At 64.6% G+C, this 13,576-nt stretch carries 16 protein-coding genes, 1 tRNA gene and 1 pseudogene; 5 read left to right on the top strand and 13 right to left on the bottom strand.

What is annotated here, in order from left to right; genetic code table 11:
- Window positions 1–17: 17 nt before the first annotated feature.
- Window positions 18–1,193, bottom strand: a complete 1,176-nt coding sequence (gene flhB, locus ACKVEX_RS06945) for a flagellar biosynthesis protein FlhB (protein ID WP_473214977.1) — start codon at window positions 1,191–1,193, stop codon at window positions 18–20.
- Between the two features lie 226 nt (window positions 1,194–1,419).
- Here flhB and ACKVEX_RS06940 point away from each other — a divergent pair, with 226 nt between their 5' ends.
- Together ACKVEX_RS06940 and ACKVEX_RS06935 are read left to right on the top strand one after the other, a co-directional pair.
- Window positions 1,420–1,692 carry a BrnT family toxin gene (locus ACKVEX_RS06940; protein ID WP_473214976.1) on the top strand — a complete coding sequence of 91 codons (273 nt, stop codon included), beginning with the start codon at window positions 1,420–1,422 and terminating at the stop codon, window positions 1,690–1,692.
- Window positions 1,661–1,960, top strand: a complete 300-nt coding sequence (locus ACKVEX_RS06935; protein WP_473214975.1) for a BrnA antitoxin family protein — start codon at window positions 1,661–1,663, stop codon at window positions 1,958–1,960. The genes ACKVEX_RS06940 and ACKVEX_RS06935 overlap by 32 nt, the downstream gene beginning before the upstream one ends.
- A gap of 18 nt (window positions 1,961–1,978) precedes the next feature.
- Here the strand turns inward: ACKVEX_RS06935 and ACKVEX_RS06930 are convergent, their stop codons facing one another.
- From ACKVEX_RS06930 to rlmD, 9 genes and pseudogenes are all read right to left on the bottom strand, one after another.
- Window positions 1,979–2,422: a DUF192 domain-containing protein gene (locus ACKVEX_RS06930; protein ID WP_473214974.1), complete on the bottom strand. Its 444-nt coding sequence runs from the start codon at window positions 2,420–2,422 to the stop codon at window positions 1,979–1,981.
- A 34-nt stretch (window positions 2,423–2,456) separates the two neighbouring features.
- Window positions 2,457–3,008, bottom strand: a pseudogene (locus ACKVEX_RS06925) (HipA domain-containing protein); the annotation flags it as partial.
- A 61-nt stretch (window positions 3,009–3,069) separates the two neighbouring features.
- Entirely contained in the window at window positions 3,070–3,741 is a 672-nt protein-coding gene (locus ACKVEX_RS06920; protein WP_473214973.1) for a nucleotidyl transferase AbiEii/AbiGii toxin family protein, read from the bottom strand.
- The gene (locus ACKVEX_RS06915) at window positions 3,734–3,940 is read right to left on the bottom strand and encodes a hypothetical protein (protein ID WP_473214972.1); all 207 of its coding nucleotides are present in this window, start codon (window positions 3,938–3,940) and stop codon (window positions 3,734–3,736) included. The genes ACKVEX_RS06920 and ACKVEX_RS06915 overlap by 8 nt, the downstream gene beginning before the upstream one ends.
- A 200-nt stretch (window positions 3,941–4,140) precedes the next feature.
- A complete protein-coding gene (locus ACKVEX_RS06910; RefSeq protein WP_473214971.1) occupies window positions 4,141–4,440 on the bottom strand; it encodes a HepT-like ribonuclease domain-containing protein in 300 nt (99 codons plus the stop codon).
- A 43-nt stretch (window positions 4,441–4,483) separates the two neighbouring features.
- Entirely contained in the window at window positions 4,484–4,783 is a 300-nt protein-coding gene (locus ACKVEX_RS06905) for a nucleotidyltransferase family protein (RefSeq protein WP_473214970.1), read from the bottom strand.
- 368 nt (window positions 4,784–5,151) lie between these two features.
- A complete protein-coding gene (locus tag ACKVEX_RS06900) occupies window positions 5,152–5,823 on the bottom strand; it encodes a pseudouridine synthase (protein WP_473215116.1) in 672 nt (223 codons plus the stop codon).
- A gap of 139 nt (window positions 5,824–5,962) precedes the next feature.
- A tRNA-Ser gene (locus tag ACKVEX_RS06895) sits at window positions 5,963–6,052 on the bottom strand.
- A gap of 170 nt (window positions 6,053–6,222) precedes the next feature.
- Window positions 6,223–7,530 carry a 23S rRNA (uracil(1939)-C(5))-methyltransferase RlmD gene (rlmD, locus tag ACKVEX_RS06890; protein ID WP_473214969.1) on the bottom strand — a complete coding sequence of 436 codons (1,308 nt, stop codon included), beginning with the start codon at window positions 7,528–7,530 and terminating at the stop codon, window positions 6,223–6,225.
- Between the two features lie 355 nt (window positions 7,531–7,885).
- Between rlmD and ACKVEX_RS06885 the strand changes: the two genes are divergently transcribed.
- The 3 genes from ACKVEX_RS06885 to ACKVEX_RS06875 all read left to right on the top strand — a co-directional run bounded on the left by ACKVEX_RS06885 (window position 7,886) and on the right by ACKVEX_RS06875 (window position 10,274).
- Complete coding sequence (locus ACKVEX_RS06885; RefSeq protein ID WP_473214968.1) at window positions 7,886–9,004, top strand: JmjC domain-containing protein; 1,119 nt, start codon at window positions 7,886–7,888, stop codon at window positions 9,002–9,004.
- Between the two features lie 2 nt (window positions 9,005–9,006).
- On the top strand, window positions 9,007–9,495 hold the full coding sequence (locus tag ACKVEX_RS06880; RefSeq protein ID WP_473214967.1) for a DUF7931 domain-containing protein: 489 nt from the start codon (window positions 9,007–9,009) through the stop codon (window positions 9,493–9,495).
- A gap of 158 nt (window positions 9,496–9,653) precedes the next feature.
- A complete protein-coding gene (locus ACKVEX_RS06875) occupies window positions 9,654–10,274 on the top strand; it encodes a c-type cytochrome (protein WP_473214966.1) in 621 nt (206 codons plus the stop codon).
- Between the two features lie 75 nt (window positions 10,275–10,349).
- Here ACKVEX_RS06875 and bamC read toward each other — a convergent pair whose 3' ends face one another.
- From bamC to ACKVEX_RS06860, 3 genes are all read right to left on the bottom strand, one after another.
- Entirely contained in the window at window positions 10,350–11,492 is a 1,143-nt protein-coding gene (gene bamC / locus ACKVEX_RS06870) for an outer membrane protein assembly factor BamC (RefSeq protein WP_473214965.1), read from the bottom strand.
- Between the two features lie 23 nt (window positions 11,493–11,515).
- Window positions 11,516–12,394 (bottom strand): 4-hydroxy-tetrahydrodipicolinate synthase, encoded by an 879-nt coding sequence (gene dapA / locus ACKVEX_RS06865; protein ID WP_473215115.1) that lies wholly within the window; start codon window positions 12,392–12,394, stop codon window positions 11,516–11,518.
- Window positions 12,395–12,526: 132 nt separating this feature from the next.
- Window positions 12,527–13,453 (bottom strand): histone deacetylase family protein, encoded by a 927-nt coding sequence (locus tag ACKVEX_RS06860; protein ID WP_473214964.1) that lies wholly within the window; start codon window positions 13,451–13,453, stop codon window positions 12,527–12,529.
- Between the last annotated feature and the right edge of the window lie 123 nt (window positions 13,454–13,576).

Raw genomic sequence — 13,576 nt, 5'->3', positions numbered from 1 at the left:
CGCTTCATGCCTTGCGCTCATTGCCTCGGTCCCTCATCGTCCCGGTCGCCCGTGCCCGGATCGAGCTTGTCGGGCACCGGCAGTGCCGCCGGCGCCACCGGTGCCGGCCCGCCCGCGGCGTGCCCTTTCGCGAGCCAGTCGTTCAGTTGATACACATAGGCCATCACCTCGGCCACCGCGGTGTACAGCGCCGCCGGCACCGACTGCTCGAGTTCGCAGTGCGCGAACAATGCGCGCGCCAGCGGCGGCGCCTCGAGCAGCGGAATGCGGTGTTCGGCCGCCAGTTCGCGGATCTTCAGCGCGATCTCGCCCCGCCCCTTCGCGACCACCACCGGTGCGCTCATGCGGGCCGGGTCGTACTTCAGCGCAACCGAGAAATGGGTCGGGTTGGTCACCACAACGTCGGCCTTGGGCACTTCGGACATCATACGGCGGCGCGCCATCTCGCGCTGCAGGCTACGCACCCGCGCCTTCACGTGCGGGTCGCCCTCCTGCTCCTTGAACTCGCGCTTGACCTCCTCCTTGGTCATGCGCAGCTTGCGCCGGTACTGCCACAGCTGGAACGGCACGTCGATCAGTGCGACGACGGCCAGCCCGAGCACGATCAGGATGGTCGCGAACAGGATCGTGTTCATGAAATCCGGGAAGGCGCCCTGCAGCGTCTGGTTCATCAGCGAAAACACGTGCTCGTGCTCGCGCCACACCGCGAACACCGCCATGGTGCCGACCACCAGCGCCTTCAGGATGCCCTTGATCATCTCCGCCAGCCCATGCACCGAGAACATCCGGCCCAGGCCCTTGATCGGGTCCATGCGGTCGAGCTTCAACTCCAGCGCCTTGGGCGAGAACACGAAGCCGCCGAGCATGATCGGTGCGGCCACCGCCGCGACCATCAGCAGCGCGAACAACGGCGACAGCGTCAGCAGCGTCTCGGTGAACAGATGGTCCAGGCCCTGCAGCATCAGCACGGTATCGAACACCGCCTCGCGCTCGAAGCTGAAGCCCTGGCGCAGGATGTTCAGCATGCGCCCCGAGAACCATTCGCCCATCAGCCACAGCCCGGTCACACCCGCGATCAGCACCAGAAAGGTCGACAACTCGCGCGACTGCGGAACCTGCCCTTCCTCGCGGGCCTGCTCGATTCGTCGTGGTGAGGGTTGTTCGGTCTTTTCGAGGTCGCTCTCTTCGGCCATCGCCGGCTCCTGGCAACGTCACGCCGGACCCGCGAACACTGCGGACCCGCTGCGACGTGGAGCCATTATCCGCATCGACCGGCAATTCCTGCCGCCCGATTAAGCCGGGGAAAAACCTTCAATTCGCCACTTGCAAGCGGCGAATCACACACCCGAGCAGACGACGGTGAAGTTCGGGATCCGCCACAGCGCTTGCATATCCGTATATTTATACATATATTTACTCATGCGCTATACGTACGACCCGGCCAAGCGTGCCGCCAATCTCAAGAAGCACGGGCATGACTTCGGCGACGCGCCACTGGTGATCGAGAGCGAGCGAAGCGTCACGTTCGAGGACCGACGCGCCGATTACGGGGAGCAGCGATTCGTGACGCTGGGGATATTGCGTAGCGATGTGGTGGTGATTGTCACTGCCGAAACCGACGAAGAAATCCGCATCATCTCGATGCGAAAGGCAGAGCGCAATGAGCAAGAAATCTACTACCGAAACCTTTGACGATGCGCCGATCAGCCAGGACGACATCGACGCCGGCCGCCTGCGCCTGCGCAAGCGGGTAGACGGTCGCGTGGTGCAGCCGAAGAAGCGGGTGACGCTGTACCTCGACGCCGCCCTGGTGGAGCGATTCAAGGAGATGGCCGGCGATCGCGGCTATCAGACCTTGATCAACGAGGCACTGAAAACGTCGCTTCGGCAGGCGGATATGGAGACGACAATCCGCAAGGTGATCCGGGAAGAATTGAAGGACAGAAAGGCCGCGGCCTAGCAAAGCCGGTGCGGTCCCTCACTGCGGCGCCGGCAGGCGCTCGATGCCGCGGATGCGCATGCCCGGTGCGATGCCGCGCGTGGCGAACCAGCCCTGGTTCATCTCCAGCGCGAAGCGCGCCGGCGCCACCGCGCAATGGCTGTCCTCGGTCTGCGGCGTCATGTCCTCGATGTTCAGGATCCGCCCTTCCTCGTCGAGGAAGGCGACCGACAGCGGGATCAGCGTGTTGCGCATCCACATGCAATGCTGCGCGTCCTGCGTGAATACGAACACCATGCCGCGCTGCTCGGCCATCGCGATCCGGTGCATGAGCCCGATCTGACGCGTCTCGCCGGTATGTGCGACCTCAGCCTCGATCCGGTACATGCCGGCCGAAAGCTCCACCACCGGCATCTGCGCCAGCGCTGCCCCGGCAAACGAGAGCAGCCACGCAAACAGCGCCATCCGTAAAAAGACCCGCATCACCCGACCTCGTCGATTCGAAGGAGACGAGATTCTAGCGCGAGCGTCGTATCCGCGGCGAATCGCGTCCGGAAGACCGGGCTCCGGGCCGAGTGTCGGAATTTTTTACACTTTTTCTGCGCCGTGCAGCTGAGTAGAGCCCCGGGTCGACCTGTGCCACGTTGGGCGCCATCTCGGCCTGGCGCTCGCACTCGGAAGCAACCAACGCGTGCAGCCGCTCGACGAGCGCCGACGCCACCCCGGCGGCCCGCGCATCCTCGCAGACTTTGGGCAGGCTCTCGCGCACGCGCCGGGCCATGCGCGCGAGTTCCGTGCTCACCTGGCGGAAAGGCAGCGTGCAGGCATGCGCAAAGTTCGCCCACTCGAAGGGCGACAGCTCCTGCGCATGGAACGCGTCGCCAATAGCCATCGCATAGGTGTCGAGGAGCTTCTCGCCATCGAAGGCGCGTCCGCAAACGAGGTCGTAGGCCGGCGCGAGCGAAAGCCCTTCGCGTCCCACGTAGAAAGAAACGTTCTTTGCGTGGGCATCGGTGTTGCCGATGAGTACCTGGAAGAGGGTCCAGCGCAGCAGCGCAAGCCGCTCGGCGGCAGGCCGCGGGCAGTGCTCGCGCGATCAATAGGGTCTGACCCCATTGATTCCCCGGTTTCTACACCAGCGCCTTTCGCAACTGGTCGGCACGCCCTTCGGCTATGCCCAGCTTCGATACGCAGACATCGAAGTATCCCGGATCGGAACTCAGCAGCGCACGTGCCTTGCGGAGGGCACCCCGTACCGAATCGCCATAGGCGCCGCACGCCTTCTCCCAGGCCCGATCAGGAATCGGGCCCCAGTTCATTTGCATCATCATCAAATCGATCACGTCGCGGCTCATCGCGCTCCGGTCACCGAATCGATCAGCGTTTGCCAGCAGCTTCTCGGCGAACAGGTCTACTCGCGTGAGACACGGGACGGGAATCTCCACAACGTCGGCGCCCTCGAGTTCGATGCGCGCCTCTCTTACGATCTCGAACTTGATCGGGGTCCCTTCCAAGGCAAGAACGGTACGAATTCCGTCCCGATCAGCACGCACGTCGCGCAAAGCCTCGACGTTCGTGACGAAAAGCTCGTCGAGCCCCCGGTTGAACACCGATCCACGCAACATGCGGTACCCGTCCTGGTCCGCGCAAAGAAAGTCGATGTCGACCGACTCCCGATATTCGTCCAGCAGCAGCGCGATCGCCGTCCCGCCCCCGAAATAGCATTTCGCGCGCCGCAGGAAATCCGCATTCATTGCTTCGAGGACGCGCGCCACCTGGCGGTGATGAGGGCGCCTAAACATTCAGGACCCCATGCCCGTAACGCCTTGTCAGGCGATCGATCAGGGCAGCCTCCCGCGGGGTCAGGCTTTCCTGATCGACAAAGCGCCAGTTGCGCTCGTAGAGCGCGAAGGCCTCCTCGCCGGAAATCTCGCGGACCGCTCGATTCCAGGCGAGCAATGCGAGTTGTGGATAGTCGTCGAGCCTCAACCTGTCGTCCATGTCGTGCTCCCTGCCGGGCCAGTGCCCTCTTCGCTGCGTCGCGTCGTGCCGGCGCACGAGCGCCGTGAAAGAGCCTAACACGGAGAAACGATGTACCGGCACGCTAAGGCATTTCTTCAGCTTGGATGCCCGCAGGGCGAGGGACAACGGCAGGCGGTCAGGCTAATTGTCGCCGGCCAGGTGATGGCCGCATGAGCCGCTCAGCCGTCGCCGTCTTCCTGGGCAGGCAAGTGAGCGACGAGTTCCTCCAGCAGCGCTGGAACTGCCTCTTTAGCAGTTCGCCAGAGAATGTCTGGATCCACGTCGAAGTACGCATGCACCAGCCGATTACGCATGACCGTCACTTCCCTCCACGGCACATCCGGCAATGCATTCTGCGTCTCAACCGACACCCGACTGGCCGCTTCCCCGATGATTTCGATCGCACGCGTCAGCGCAAGCACGAGCATCTCATTCCGATCGAGGTCCGACCGATCGCGTCCGGCAATGAACCGCGCCACGGACTCGCCAGCGCCTATCATGTGCCGGATTCGAATCTGGTCCTCAGCCCGCATATTGCAGCTCGGCCGTGCGCACGACCTCGTCCCGGAAGTAACGTGACAGATCACCAGGCGTGCGCAAATCGACTTTCCTGCCGAGCAATTCGGACAACTCGATCTCCATCCCGGCGATCCCCAGCAGCGTCGGAACATGCTCCGGATCGAACTCGACGAGCAGATCGATGTCGCTGTCGGGCCGTGCCGTGCCTTTCAGTTGGGACCCGAACAAGGACAGGCGAAGAATGTGATGTGCTTCGCAGAAACTCGCGAGCGTCGTTTCGTCGAGCGTCAGAACATTGTGCATCGAACACTCCTTCGCTGGCTCATCCGTGTCTGGACAGCGCGATGCGGCCTCGGGCGCCTGGGCGGCAAGACTTAATCCCCTTGTAATTCTTCACCAGGGTCATCCCGACCATTACACGCGAATTCTAACGCGAGCGTCGGATCTGCGGCGACTCGCATCCGGAAGCCCGGGTGCGGTGCGGTGCGGCTCAGAAGAGTCCCGGGTAGACCCCTGCAACCTCAGGCGCCATCCTGGTCTGGCGCTCGCACTCGGCAGCGATCAATGGAGTCTGACCCCATTGATCTCCGTGCGGCAGCGATCAATGGAGTCTGACCCCATTGATCTCCGTGTTCCATGCCGTGGCACATCTGGAGCAGCGCCTGAAATGCTCAGCCGGCGCGGCGCCGGGGTGTGAGAGACCGGGTTCTGGATCGAGTGTCGGAATTTTTTACACTTCTTTTGCGCCTTGCGGCGACCGAATCCGGCGAGGTCCCGGTTTTCGGCTTGGCCGCCACTGCAAGCGACGCCGGCACCTCCGCCCAGCGCCACTCCCCCGGCGCCAGCCCGTCCAGCGACCACGGTCCGATCGCGGTGCGGATCAGCCGAAGCGTCGGATACCCGACCGCCGCGGTCATCCGCCGCACCTGCCGGTTCTTGCCCTCGCGCAGCACGATCTCCAGCCACGAGGTCGGCACCGACTTGCGAAAGCGCACCGGCAGATCCCGCGGCCACAGCCAGTCGGGCTCGGCGATGCGCCGGACCTCGCACGGAAGCGTGTGAAAATTGCCGATGTTCAGGCCGGAACGCAGCTTCTGGAGCGCGTTTTCGTCCGGTTCGCCCTCGACCTGGACCACGTAGGTCTTCGGCAGCTTGTGTTTCGGGTCGGTGATGCGGTGCTGCAGGGCGCCGTCGGCGGTCAGCAGCAGCAGGCCTTCACTGTCGGTGTCGAGGCGGCCGGCGGGGTAGACGTTCTGGATCGGGACAAAGCGCATCAGAGTGGGATGAATGCCGTCCTCGGAAAACTGACACAAGACGCCAAAGGGCTTGTTCAGCGCCAGCATCGTCGTCACTCAGCGATCTCCCAGAACTGCGCGCTTCAGGCGAACTGCCAAGCATCGTCTTGGATGGCCCTTCGCTGCATGACCCACGGGCAAAGAAACAATGCCAAAGGGATTGCTCGGGCGCGTCATCGCAATCGTCTGGCGGAGGCGGTGAGATTCGAACTCACGAGGGGCGCAAACCCCTGCCGGTTTTCAAGACCGGTGCATTCAACCACTCTGCCACGCCTCCGTTCTACCGCTGATGCCGTCCTGCGGACGGCCTGCCGGTTTTAGCTGCGTACCCGACTGACGTCGGCTACTTCGCTAGCGCACCGCTATCGCGGCTGGCGCCAAGACCGGTGCATTCAACCACTCTGCCACGCCTCCGCTTGCGCCGCGGAGTATACCGACTGCGCCCCACTACGTCATCCGCTCGAACAGCGCGATCGACTCCACGTGGGAGGTCTGCGGGAACATGTTGGCGATGCCGGCGCCCTTGAGCGCGTAGCCCTTCTCGTGGACCAGCACGGCCGCGTCGCGGGCCAGCGTGGCGGGGTTGCACGAGACGTAGACGATACGGGCCGGCGCCTGCGCAGGGCCGAGCGCCTTGACGACCGCGATCGCCCCTTCGCGGGGCGGGTCGATCAGCATCTTGTCCAGCGGCCCGAGCGCGGCGAGACTGTCTTCGGTGGTGTCGAAGAGATTGACCGCGTGGAACACGCTCGTCGCGTCGAGTCCGTTGCGACGCGCGTTCTCGCCGGCGCGACGCACCAGCGTGTCGCTGCCCTCGATGCCGATGACGGTCGCGCCGCGGCGTGCGATCGGGAGACTGAAATTGCCGAGGCCGCAGAACAGGTCCGCGATGCGCTCGCCCGGCTGCGGATCGAGTAACTGCACCGCCCGGCGGATCAGCAGCCGGTTGATATCGATGTTGACCTGGGTGAAGTCGGTCGGGCGGAAATCCAGCGTGACATCGAATTCGGGCACGCTGTAGCGCAGACCCGGCGCGTCCGACGGATGCAGGCGGTAACTGGATTCGGGGCCGGCCGGTTGCAGCCACACCTGGACGTCCTTGTCATTCGCGAACGCCTTCAGCAGCGATTCGTCCGCCGCGTTCAACGGCAACAGAATGCGGAACACCAGCACGGTCACATCACCCTCGCCGATTGCGACCTCGATCTGCGGCAGCCTGTCGGGGATCGACAGCGTCCCGATCAGCTCGCGCAGTTCGGGCAGCATCTGCGAAACATGCGGCGGCAGCACCGCGCAGCTGCGCATGTCGGTGATGTAACTGCTGCGCCGTTCATGAAAGCCGATGCGCACTCCACCCTTGCTCGGCACTTGTCGCACCCCGATACGGGCTCGCTGGCGGTAGGCCCACGGCGAACCGTGGATCGCGGCATGGATGATCCCGGGCCTGAGCCGGCCGATATGCCACAACGCGTCCTCGAGCACGCGCTGCTTGACCGCGGCCTGGGCGACCGGGTCGAGATGCTGCATCGAACACCCGCCGCAGGTGCCGAAGTATTCGCATCGCGGCGCGACGCGCTGGGCGCTGGGCCGGATCACGCGCTCGACGCTTGCGAGCTCGAAGGACGGCTTGCGCCGGAACGCGGCGTATTCGACCCGCTCGCCCGGCAACGCGCCGTCGATGAACACCACCTTGCCGTCCACATGTGCGACGCCGCGGCCTTCGTGGTCCAGCGATTCGATGGTGGCAGCGCTCATGTGCAGTTCCCGGAAAGGGCCCGATTCTAACCCGCACGGTCGCGTGCATCGATGCTCCAGAGCGGCGTCCGTTCGAACCCTGCAGTCGTGCCGGCTTTTTTGGGATAATCCTAGAAACCGCAGTTGGACGTGCCCGAGTGTGCGTCTGGCGCGCCGTCTGGCAAGGCGCGACGAGGCCGCATGGTCGCTCCCTGCAACGAGGAGCAACACGGCCAGACGGCGCGCCAGACGTGCAATCGGGCGCGTAGCGCGCTCACCCAGCCGGTGAGCGATGTCGAAGTTAAGAGTGCCAGCATGCATGAGTCATCCAACCAACCAACAAGCGGTCAACTGCGGTTTCTAGGATAATCCTCGCATGATGACCAATTTGCTCGGCGAGCTCTCGCCCGACCAGTTCCTGCGCGACTACTGGCAGAAGAAACCGCTGCTGGTGCGACAGGCCGTGCCCGGCTTCACCGGCGTGATGTCGCGCGAGGGCGTGTTCGAGCTCGCCTGCGACCCGGACGTGGAGTCCCGCCTGGTGCGCCGGAACGGCGACGAATGGTCGCTGCAACCCGGGCCGCAGAAACGCAGCGCGCTGAAGGGACGCAAGCACCCATGGACCGTGCTGGTGCAGGGCGTGAACCTGTGGACTCCGGAGGGCGATGCGCTGCTGCACCGCTTCGATTTCATCCCGCAGGCGCGGCTCGACGACCTGATGGTGAGCTACGCGGTCGATGGCGGAGGCGTCGGGCCGCATTTCGACCACTACGACGTGTTCCTGCTGCAAGGCGCGGGCAAGCGGCGATGGCGGATCGGGGACCAGACCGATCGTGCGCTGGTGCCGGATGCGCCGCTGAAGATCCTGGCCGATTTCCGTCCCAGCCAGGAGTGGGTGCTGGAACCGGGCGACATGCTCTATCTGCCGCCCCACTGGGCACACGACGGCGTCGCGATCGGCGAGTGCATGACCTGGTCGATCGGCTTTCGCGCACCGACCGCGCAGGAGATCGGCACCGCGTTCCTGGACTGGATGCAGGAACGGCTCGCACTCGACGGCCTGTACACGGACCCCGATCTGACGGTGCCGGCGCATTCGGGCGAGATCGGCGCGGACATGGTCGACCAGGTCGCCGCGATGATCGCCGGAATACGATGGACGCGCGGCGATGTCGCCGATTTCCTCGGCCATTACCTGACCGAGCCCAAGCCGCATGTCTTTTTCGACCCGCCCGAAAGTCCGGCCAGCCGGGCGCGCTTCCGGCAGTCGCTGGTCCGCGGCGGCTTCGCGCTGGATGCGCGGTCCATCCTGCTTTTCGATTCCGACGCAGTGTATCTGAACGGCGAACGGATCGAGGCGGACGATGCCGACCGGGCCACGCTGATCGAACTTGCCGACCATCGCAGACTTGCGCCGCCGACCGAACCGTCGGAGGCTCTGGTGGAGCTGCTGCACCAGTGGTACTGCGACGGGTTCGGACAACCCGGAGCCTGAACATGAGCGACGCGAACGAACGCCGTTTCGACACCTTCGCCGATTACCGCGAGCTGGTTCAGGCCCTGCTGACGATGGCCGGACACGAGATCCTGATCTTCGACCCGGACCTGCACGAATGCGCGCTCGCGGGCGCCGAGGCGATCGAGCGGCTGCGTGAATTCACCGACCGGAGCCCGCTGGAGCACTGCGTGCGCATCGTCGTCCAGGACGCCACCCATGTCGAGCGGGACTGTCCGCGGCTCATCGCGCTGCTGTCGAGCTTCGGTCATCGCCTCCGGATCCGGATCGCGTCCCGCGAGCACCTCGCTCTCGATCGCCCCTTCATCGTCGCGGACGGCCTGCACACGCTGCTGCGCTTTCATCGCGACGACCCCCGCGGCAAGCTCAGCCTCGACGACAAAGGGCCTGCTGCTGCGTACCGCGCACAATTCGAAACAATTTGGGAGCGCGCACGAAGCGGTCCGTCCGGCGCCCCGCTTGGCATCTGACGCGATCTCCGGAGTTTTTTGCGCCGCAACAACCGATCCCTGCCGCCGCATCGCCAATGGTAGAATAGGAGCCGTTTCGAGTCCGGCATCGGGTGTTCTGCCGTGATGACCCGACCGGATCCGGATGCATTGCCAATTTTTTAGAAAAGGACGTCAAGATGAAAAAACCTGCCCTGCTGCTTGCCGCACTGCTCACCATCGCACTCGGTGCCTGTGGCAAGAAAGAAGAACCGGCACCGGCACCCGCACCGGCGCCCGCACCTGTCGCACAACCGGCCGCACCTGCACCACAGCCCGTGATCGAACAGGCCGAAGAGAAGGCCGAGGAAGCGGTCGCGGCCATCGCCGAAGCAGCCGATGCAGCCGTCGAAGCGACCAAGGAAGCCGCCGCGAGCGCGACTGAACAACTCGAAGCGGCGAAGGACGCCGTCGTCGAAGCCGGCGAACAGGCTCAGGCGGCAGTCGCGTCTGCCGTCGCGGCCGCCGCGACTGCCGCCGGTGTGGGCGCAGTCGCGCCACTCAGCGCGGTCGAGGCCGAGAATCTCGCCAAGGCGAAGAACTGCATGGCCTGCCACGCGATCGAACGCAAGCTGGTCGGACCGTCCTATCAGGAAGTGGCGCAGAAACGCGCCGGCGAGGAAGGTGCGCTCGCGATGCTGACCGAGAAGATCCAGAAGGGTGGCGCAGGCGTGTATGGTCCGGTCCCGATGCCGCCCAACCCGCAAGTCACCGCGGAAGAGGCCAATCAGCTCGCTCAGTGGGTTCTCGGTCTGAAGTAATCGCGACCTTCCGCTCACACGAAAAAGCCAGCGCATGCGCTGGCTTTTTCTGTGGCGACCGACGCTGATGCCGGCTCAGCGCAACTGCTCGTGCAGCAGTTCCAGCATGCGCCTCGCTGTGGTTGACGTATCCTCACCGCCCTCACGGCTCAACACCGACACCTGGGACCCACCGGCACTGGACACGACACGGATGCGATACTCCGATCCGCCGCTCGCGGCTCCCGTGTCGGATCCACGCCAGAACGCGAGACGGGACAACATGCCTTCCGAGCGCTGACTCTGCGCGTCGGCATCCGGATCGATGTAACGCACATAGAACAGCCCCTGCGAACGGTCCCGATCCTCGACCGTGAAGCCGATGCGATCGAGCGCCAGACCGACCCTGCGCCACGCACGATCGAAGGATTCATCGAGCATGAGCCGGTTGCGACCGTCACCGACCTCCAGGCTGGCACGGTGCGGCTCATCGGCGGTCGCAAGCACCGTGGCGGCGCGCTGCTCCTCCGCGCCCAGCCACAGCATCAGGCGCCGCAGCATTTCGGCCTCGAGTTCCGGATCGGCAGGGCGGGCTTGCCAGACCGTCTGTTCCTGCTCGGAGCCGGCAAAGACCTCGGTCACGCCACGGTGACTGACGAAGATCTCGACGGTACCAGGCTCGCGGCCTTCCTCCAGACGGGTCCGGAACTTGTCGCGCTGCGCGCTCGAATACATGCCCTCGATCACGCGCCCGAGCATGGATCTGAGCCAGTCCTGCGGAATGCGGGCACGGTCTTCCGCCCAGTCGGTTTCCATGACTCCGATCTCGGGTCGGTCGATGTTGAGGATGAACCCCAGCTCCTGCCAGAAATCCTTGATCTCCGGCCACAAGGCATCCGGATTGCCGGAAACGACCAACCATCGCTGCGTGCCGGCACGCTCGATGCGCATGTTATCGACCGGAGCCAGAACTTCGGTGGTCGTACCGACCGTCGGTCTGGTGGCACGGTCGCTCTCGTACGCGGAAAAGGTCGCCACACCGCGCGGCGACACATCCGGTACCGCAAAGCGGTCGTCCCGGGTCGGGCCGGTCAGGTCGGGCGGGATCTCGAGCGGCTCCACCTGACGCGCGCTCCTGTAGTCGATCTTGTCGCCCTGCAGCAGCGAACTGGACGAACACCCGCCCAGACCGATTGCGAGTGCGAGCAGTGAAACCGAAGTACGTAGTCTGGAATTCATGAGTCTTGTCGTAGCCTGAATGATCATATGTTGATGCCGGCCGCGTGCATGGCTTCACGCACGCGCGCATGCATGCCTTCCGACAGCGGCGTGAGCGGCAGGCGAATACCCGACTGCATCAGACCCATCTGCGCGACCGCCCACTTCACCGGGATCGGATTGGCCTCGCAGAACAGGTGGCGATGCAGCCCGACCAGACGCGCGTTGATGCCGCGCGCGGTCGCCACATCGCCGGCGAGTGCGGCGGCGCACATGTCGTGCATCGCGCGCGGTGCGACGTTGGCCGTGACCGAGATCGTGCCGTGCCCGCCGAGCAGGATGAACGCGAGCGCGGTCATGTCGTCCCCGGTGTACAGCGCGAAGCCTTCGGGCGCCCGTTCGATCAGGTCGCAGGCACGATCGATGCTGCCGGTCGCATCCTTGACGCCGATGATGTTGGAAATCTCGGCCAGGCGCAGGGTCGTGTCATTGGCCAGATCCGCCACCGTCCTGCCCGGCACGTTGTAGAGCACCAGCGGAAGCTCGACCGCCTCGGCGATCGCGCGGAAGTGCCGGTACAGGCCTTCCTGCGTCGGACGGTTGTAGTAGGGCACCACCGACAGATGCGCGACCGCCCCGGCCTCGGCGGCGAAGGCAGCCAGTTCGATCGCCTCGCTGGTGGAATTGGCACCCGTGCCCGCGATGACCGGGATGCGGCCGGCAGCATGTTCGACCGCGACCCGGATCAGTTCGCAATGTTCGTCTACATCGACGGTCGGCGATTCGCCGGTGGTGCCGACGATGACGATGCCGTCGCTGCCCTCGGCGACATGGAAGTCGATCAGCGAACGCAGGCCCGGGAGGTCGAGGCTACCATCCTCACCCATGGGTGTGACGATGGCGACAATGGAACCGGTGATCATGGACATGGAAACCGAAGGATTAAAACCACGATTCTACCCGATCGACGCGCCCTCAAGCGTGATCGTGCCGTCGCGCCTCGTCCGGTTCGCGCGGGCCGCCCCGAGCGGCCCGCAGACGCTCGGATGGATCGCTCAAAGATCGGCCAGGCACTTGATGTGCGAGACCGCCGCGCGTGCGAGCGCGGACAGCGCGTAGCCGCCTTCCAGGATGGACACGATGCGCTTGTGGCCGCACTCCTGTACGAGTGCCTTGAGTTGTTCGGTCGCCCAGACGTAATCCGACTCGACCAGGCCGCAAGACCCCATGTCGTCCTCGTAGTGGGCATCGAAGCCCGCCGAGATGAACAGCATCTGTGGATTGTGATTGCGCAGGGCCGGAATCCACACGTCGGTGACGATCTGGCGGAAGGCCTCGCCCCGCATCCCGGCCGGCACCGGCACATTGACCATGTGCTTGGCCTTGCAGTCGGCACCGCTGTATGGATAGAAGGGATGCTGGAAGATGCTGGCCATCATCACGCGCGGATCGTCACGAAAGACGTCCTCGGTGCCATTGCCGTGATGCACGTCGAAGTCCACCACCGCGACCCGCTCCAGTCCATGCTCCTCGAGTGCGTGACGCGCGGCGATCGCGACGTTGTTCAGGAAACAGAATCCCATCGCCTTGCCGCGCTCGGCATGATGACCCGGCGGACGCACCGCGCAGAAGGCGTTCTCGATCTCGCCCCTGAGCACCAGGTCGGTCGCCAGCACGCCCGCACCTGCGGATCGAAGCGCCGCATTCAGCGTGTTCGGATTCATCGCGGTGTCCGGATCGAGGTGGCGGATGCCGTGCTCCGGAACGTTGTCGAGCAGCTCCTTGAAGTAGAGCGGGTCATGCGCTCGCAGAATCTGGGCTTCGGTCGCCTGCGGCGCGTCGTAGAAGGACAGGTACAGATCCAGTCCTGCGGCGATAAGCCTGTCGTTGATGGCCGCCAGGCGGTCGGGACATTCGGGATGGAAGCCGCCCATGTCGTGAAGCCAGCAATCCCGATGCGTGATGAACGCAGTGGTCGTCATACCCCTCCTCTCTCCAAGCGAACAAACTGTTCCGATCCACCGCCGCAAACCCCAGCCCGCGGGCATCCGGCGCATGGTCATATGTTTGTCGACTATTATCACCGCTTTGATACGTTTTTTACA

Source organism: Denitraticella aggregata, from assembly GCF_048158365.1.
Classification (GTDB): Bacteria; Pseudomonadota; Gammaproteobacteria; order Burkholderiales; family Rhodocyclaceae; genus Azoarcus_F.
The sequence above is the reverse complement of the archived record's forward strand: the minus strand, read 5'-3'. Positions and strand labels throughout refer to the sequence as shown.

Excerpts from the sequence above, each read along its gene's own strand:
- flhB (WP_473214977.1), bottom strand. The coding sequence starts at position 1,193 with ATGGCCGAAGAGAGCGACCTCGAAAAGACCGAACAACCCTCACCACGA.
- ACKVEX_RS06940 (WP_473214976.1), top strand. The coding sequence starts at position 1,420 with ATGCGCTATACGTACGACCCGGCCAAGCGTGCCGCCAATCTCAAGAAG.
- ACKVEX_RS06935 (WP_473214975.1), top strand. The coding sequence starts at position 1,661 with ATGAGCAAGAAATCTACTACCGAAACCTTTGACGATGCGCCGATCAGC.
- ACKVEX_RS06930 (WP_473214974.1), bottom strand. The coding sequence starts at position 2,422 with ATGCGGGTCTTTTTACGGATGGCGCTGTTTGCGTGGCTGCTCTCGTTT.
- ACKVEX_RS06920 (WP_473214973.1), bottom strand. The coding sequence starts at position 3,741 with ATGTTTAGGCGCCCTCATCACCGCCAGGTGGCGCGCGTCCTCGAAGCA.
- ACKVEX_RS06915 (WP_473214972.1), bottom strand. The coding sequence starts at position 3,940 with ATGGACGACAGGTTGAGGCTCGACGACTATCCACAACTCGCATTGCTC.
- ACKVEX_RS06905 (WP_473214970.1), bottom strand. The coding sequence starts at position 4,783 with ATGCACAATGTTCTGACGCTCGACGAAACGACGCTCGCGAGTTTCTGC.
- ACKVEX_RS06900 (WP_473215116.1), bottom strand. The coding sequence starts at position 5,823 with ATGCTGGCGCTGAACAAGCCCTTTGGCGTCTTGTGTCAGTTTTCCGAG.
- rlmD (WP_473214969.1), bottom strand. The coding sequence starts at position 7,530 with ATGAGCGCTGCCACCATCGAATCGCTGGACCACGAAGGCCGCGGCGTC.
- ACKVEX_RS06885 (WP_473214968.1), top strand. The coding sequence starts at position 7,886 with ATGATGACCAATTTGCTCGGCGAGCTCTCGCCCGACCAGTTCCTGCGC.
- ACKVEX_RS06880 (WP_473214967.1), top strand. The coding sequence starts at position 9,007 with ATGAGCGACGCGAACGAACGCCGTTTCGACACCTTCGCCGATTACCGC.
- ACKVEX_RS06875 (WP_473214966.1), top strand. The coding sequence starts at position 9,654 with ATGAAAAAACCTGCCCTGCTGCTTGCCGCACTGCTCACCATCGCACTC.
- bamC (WP_473214965.1), bottom strand. The coding sequence starts at position 11,492 with ATGAATTCCAGACTACGTACTTCGGTTTCACTGCTCGCACTCGCAATC.
- dapA (WP_473215115.1), bottom strand. The coding sequence starts at position 12,394 with ATGATCACCGGTTCCATTGTCGCCATCGTCACACCCATGGGTGAGGAT.
- ACKVEX_RS06860 (WP_473214964.1), bottom strand. The coding sequence starts at position 13,453 with ATGACGACCACTGCGTTCATCACGCATCGGGATTGCTGGCTTCACGAC.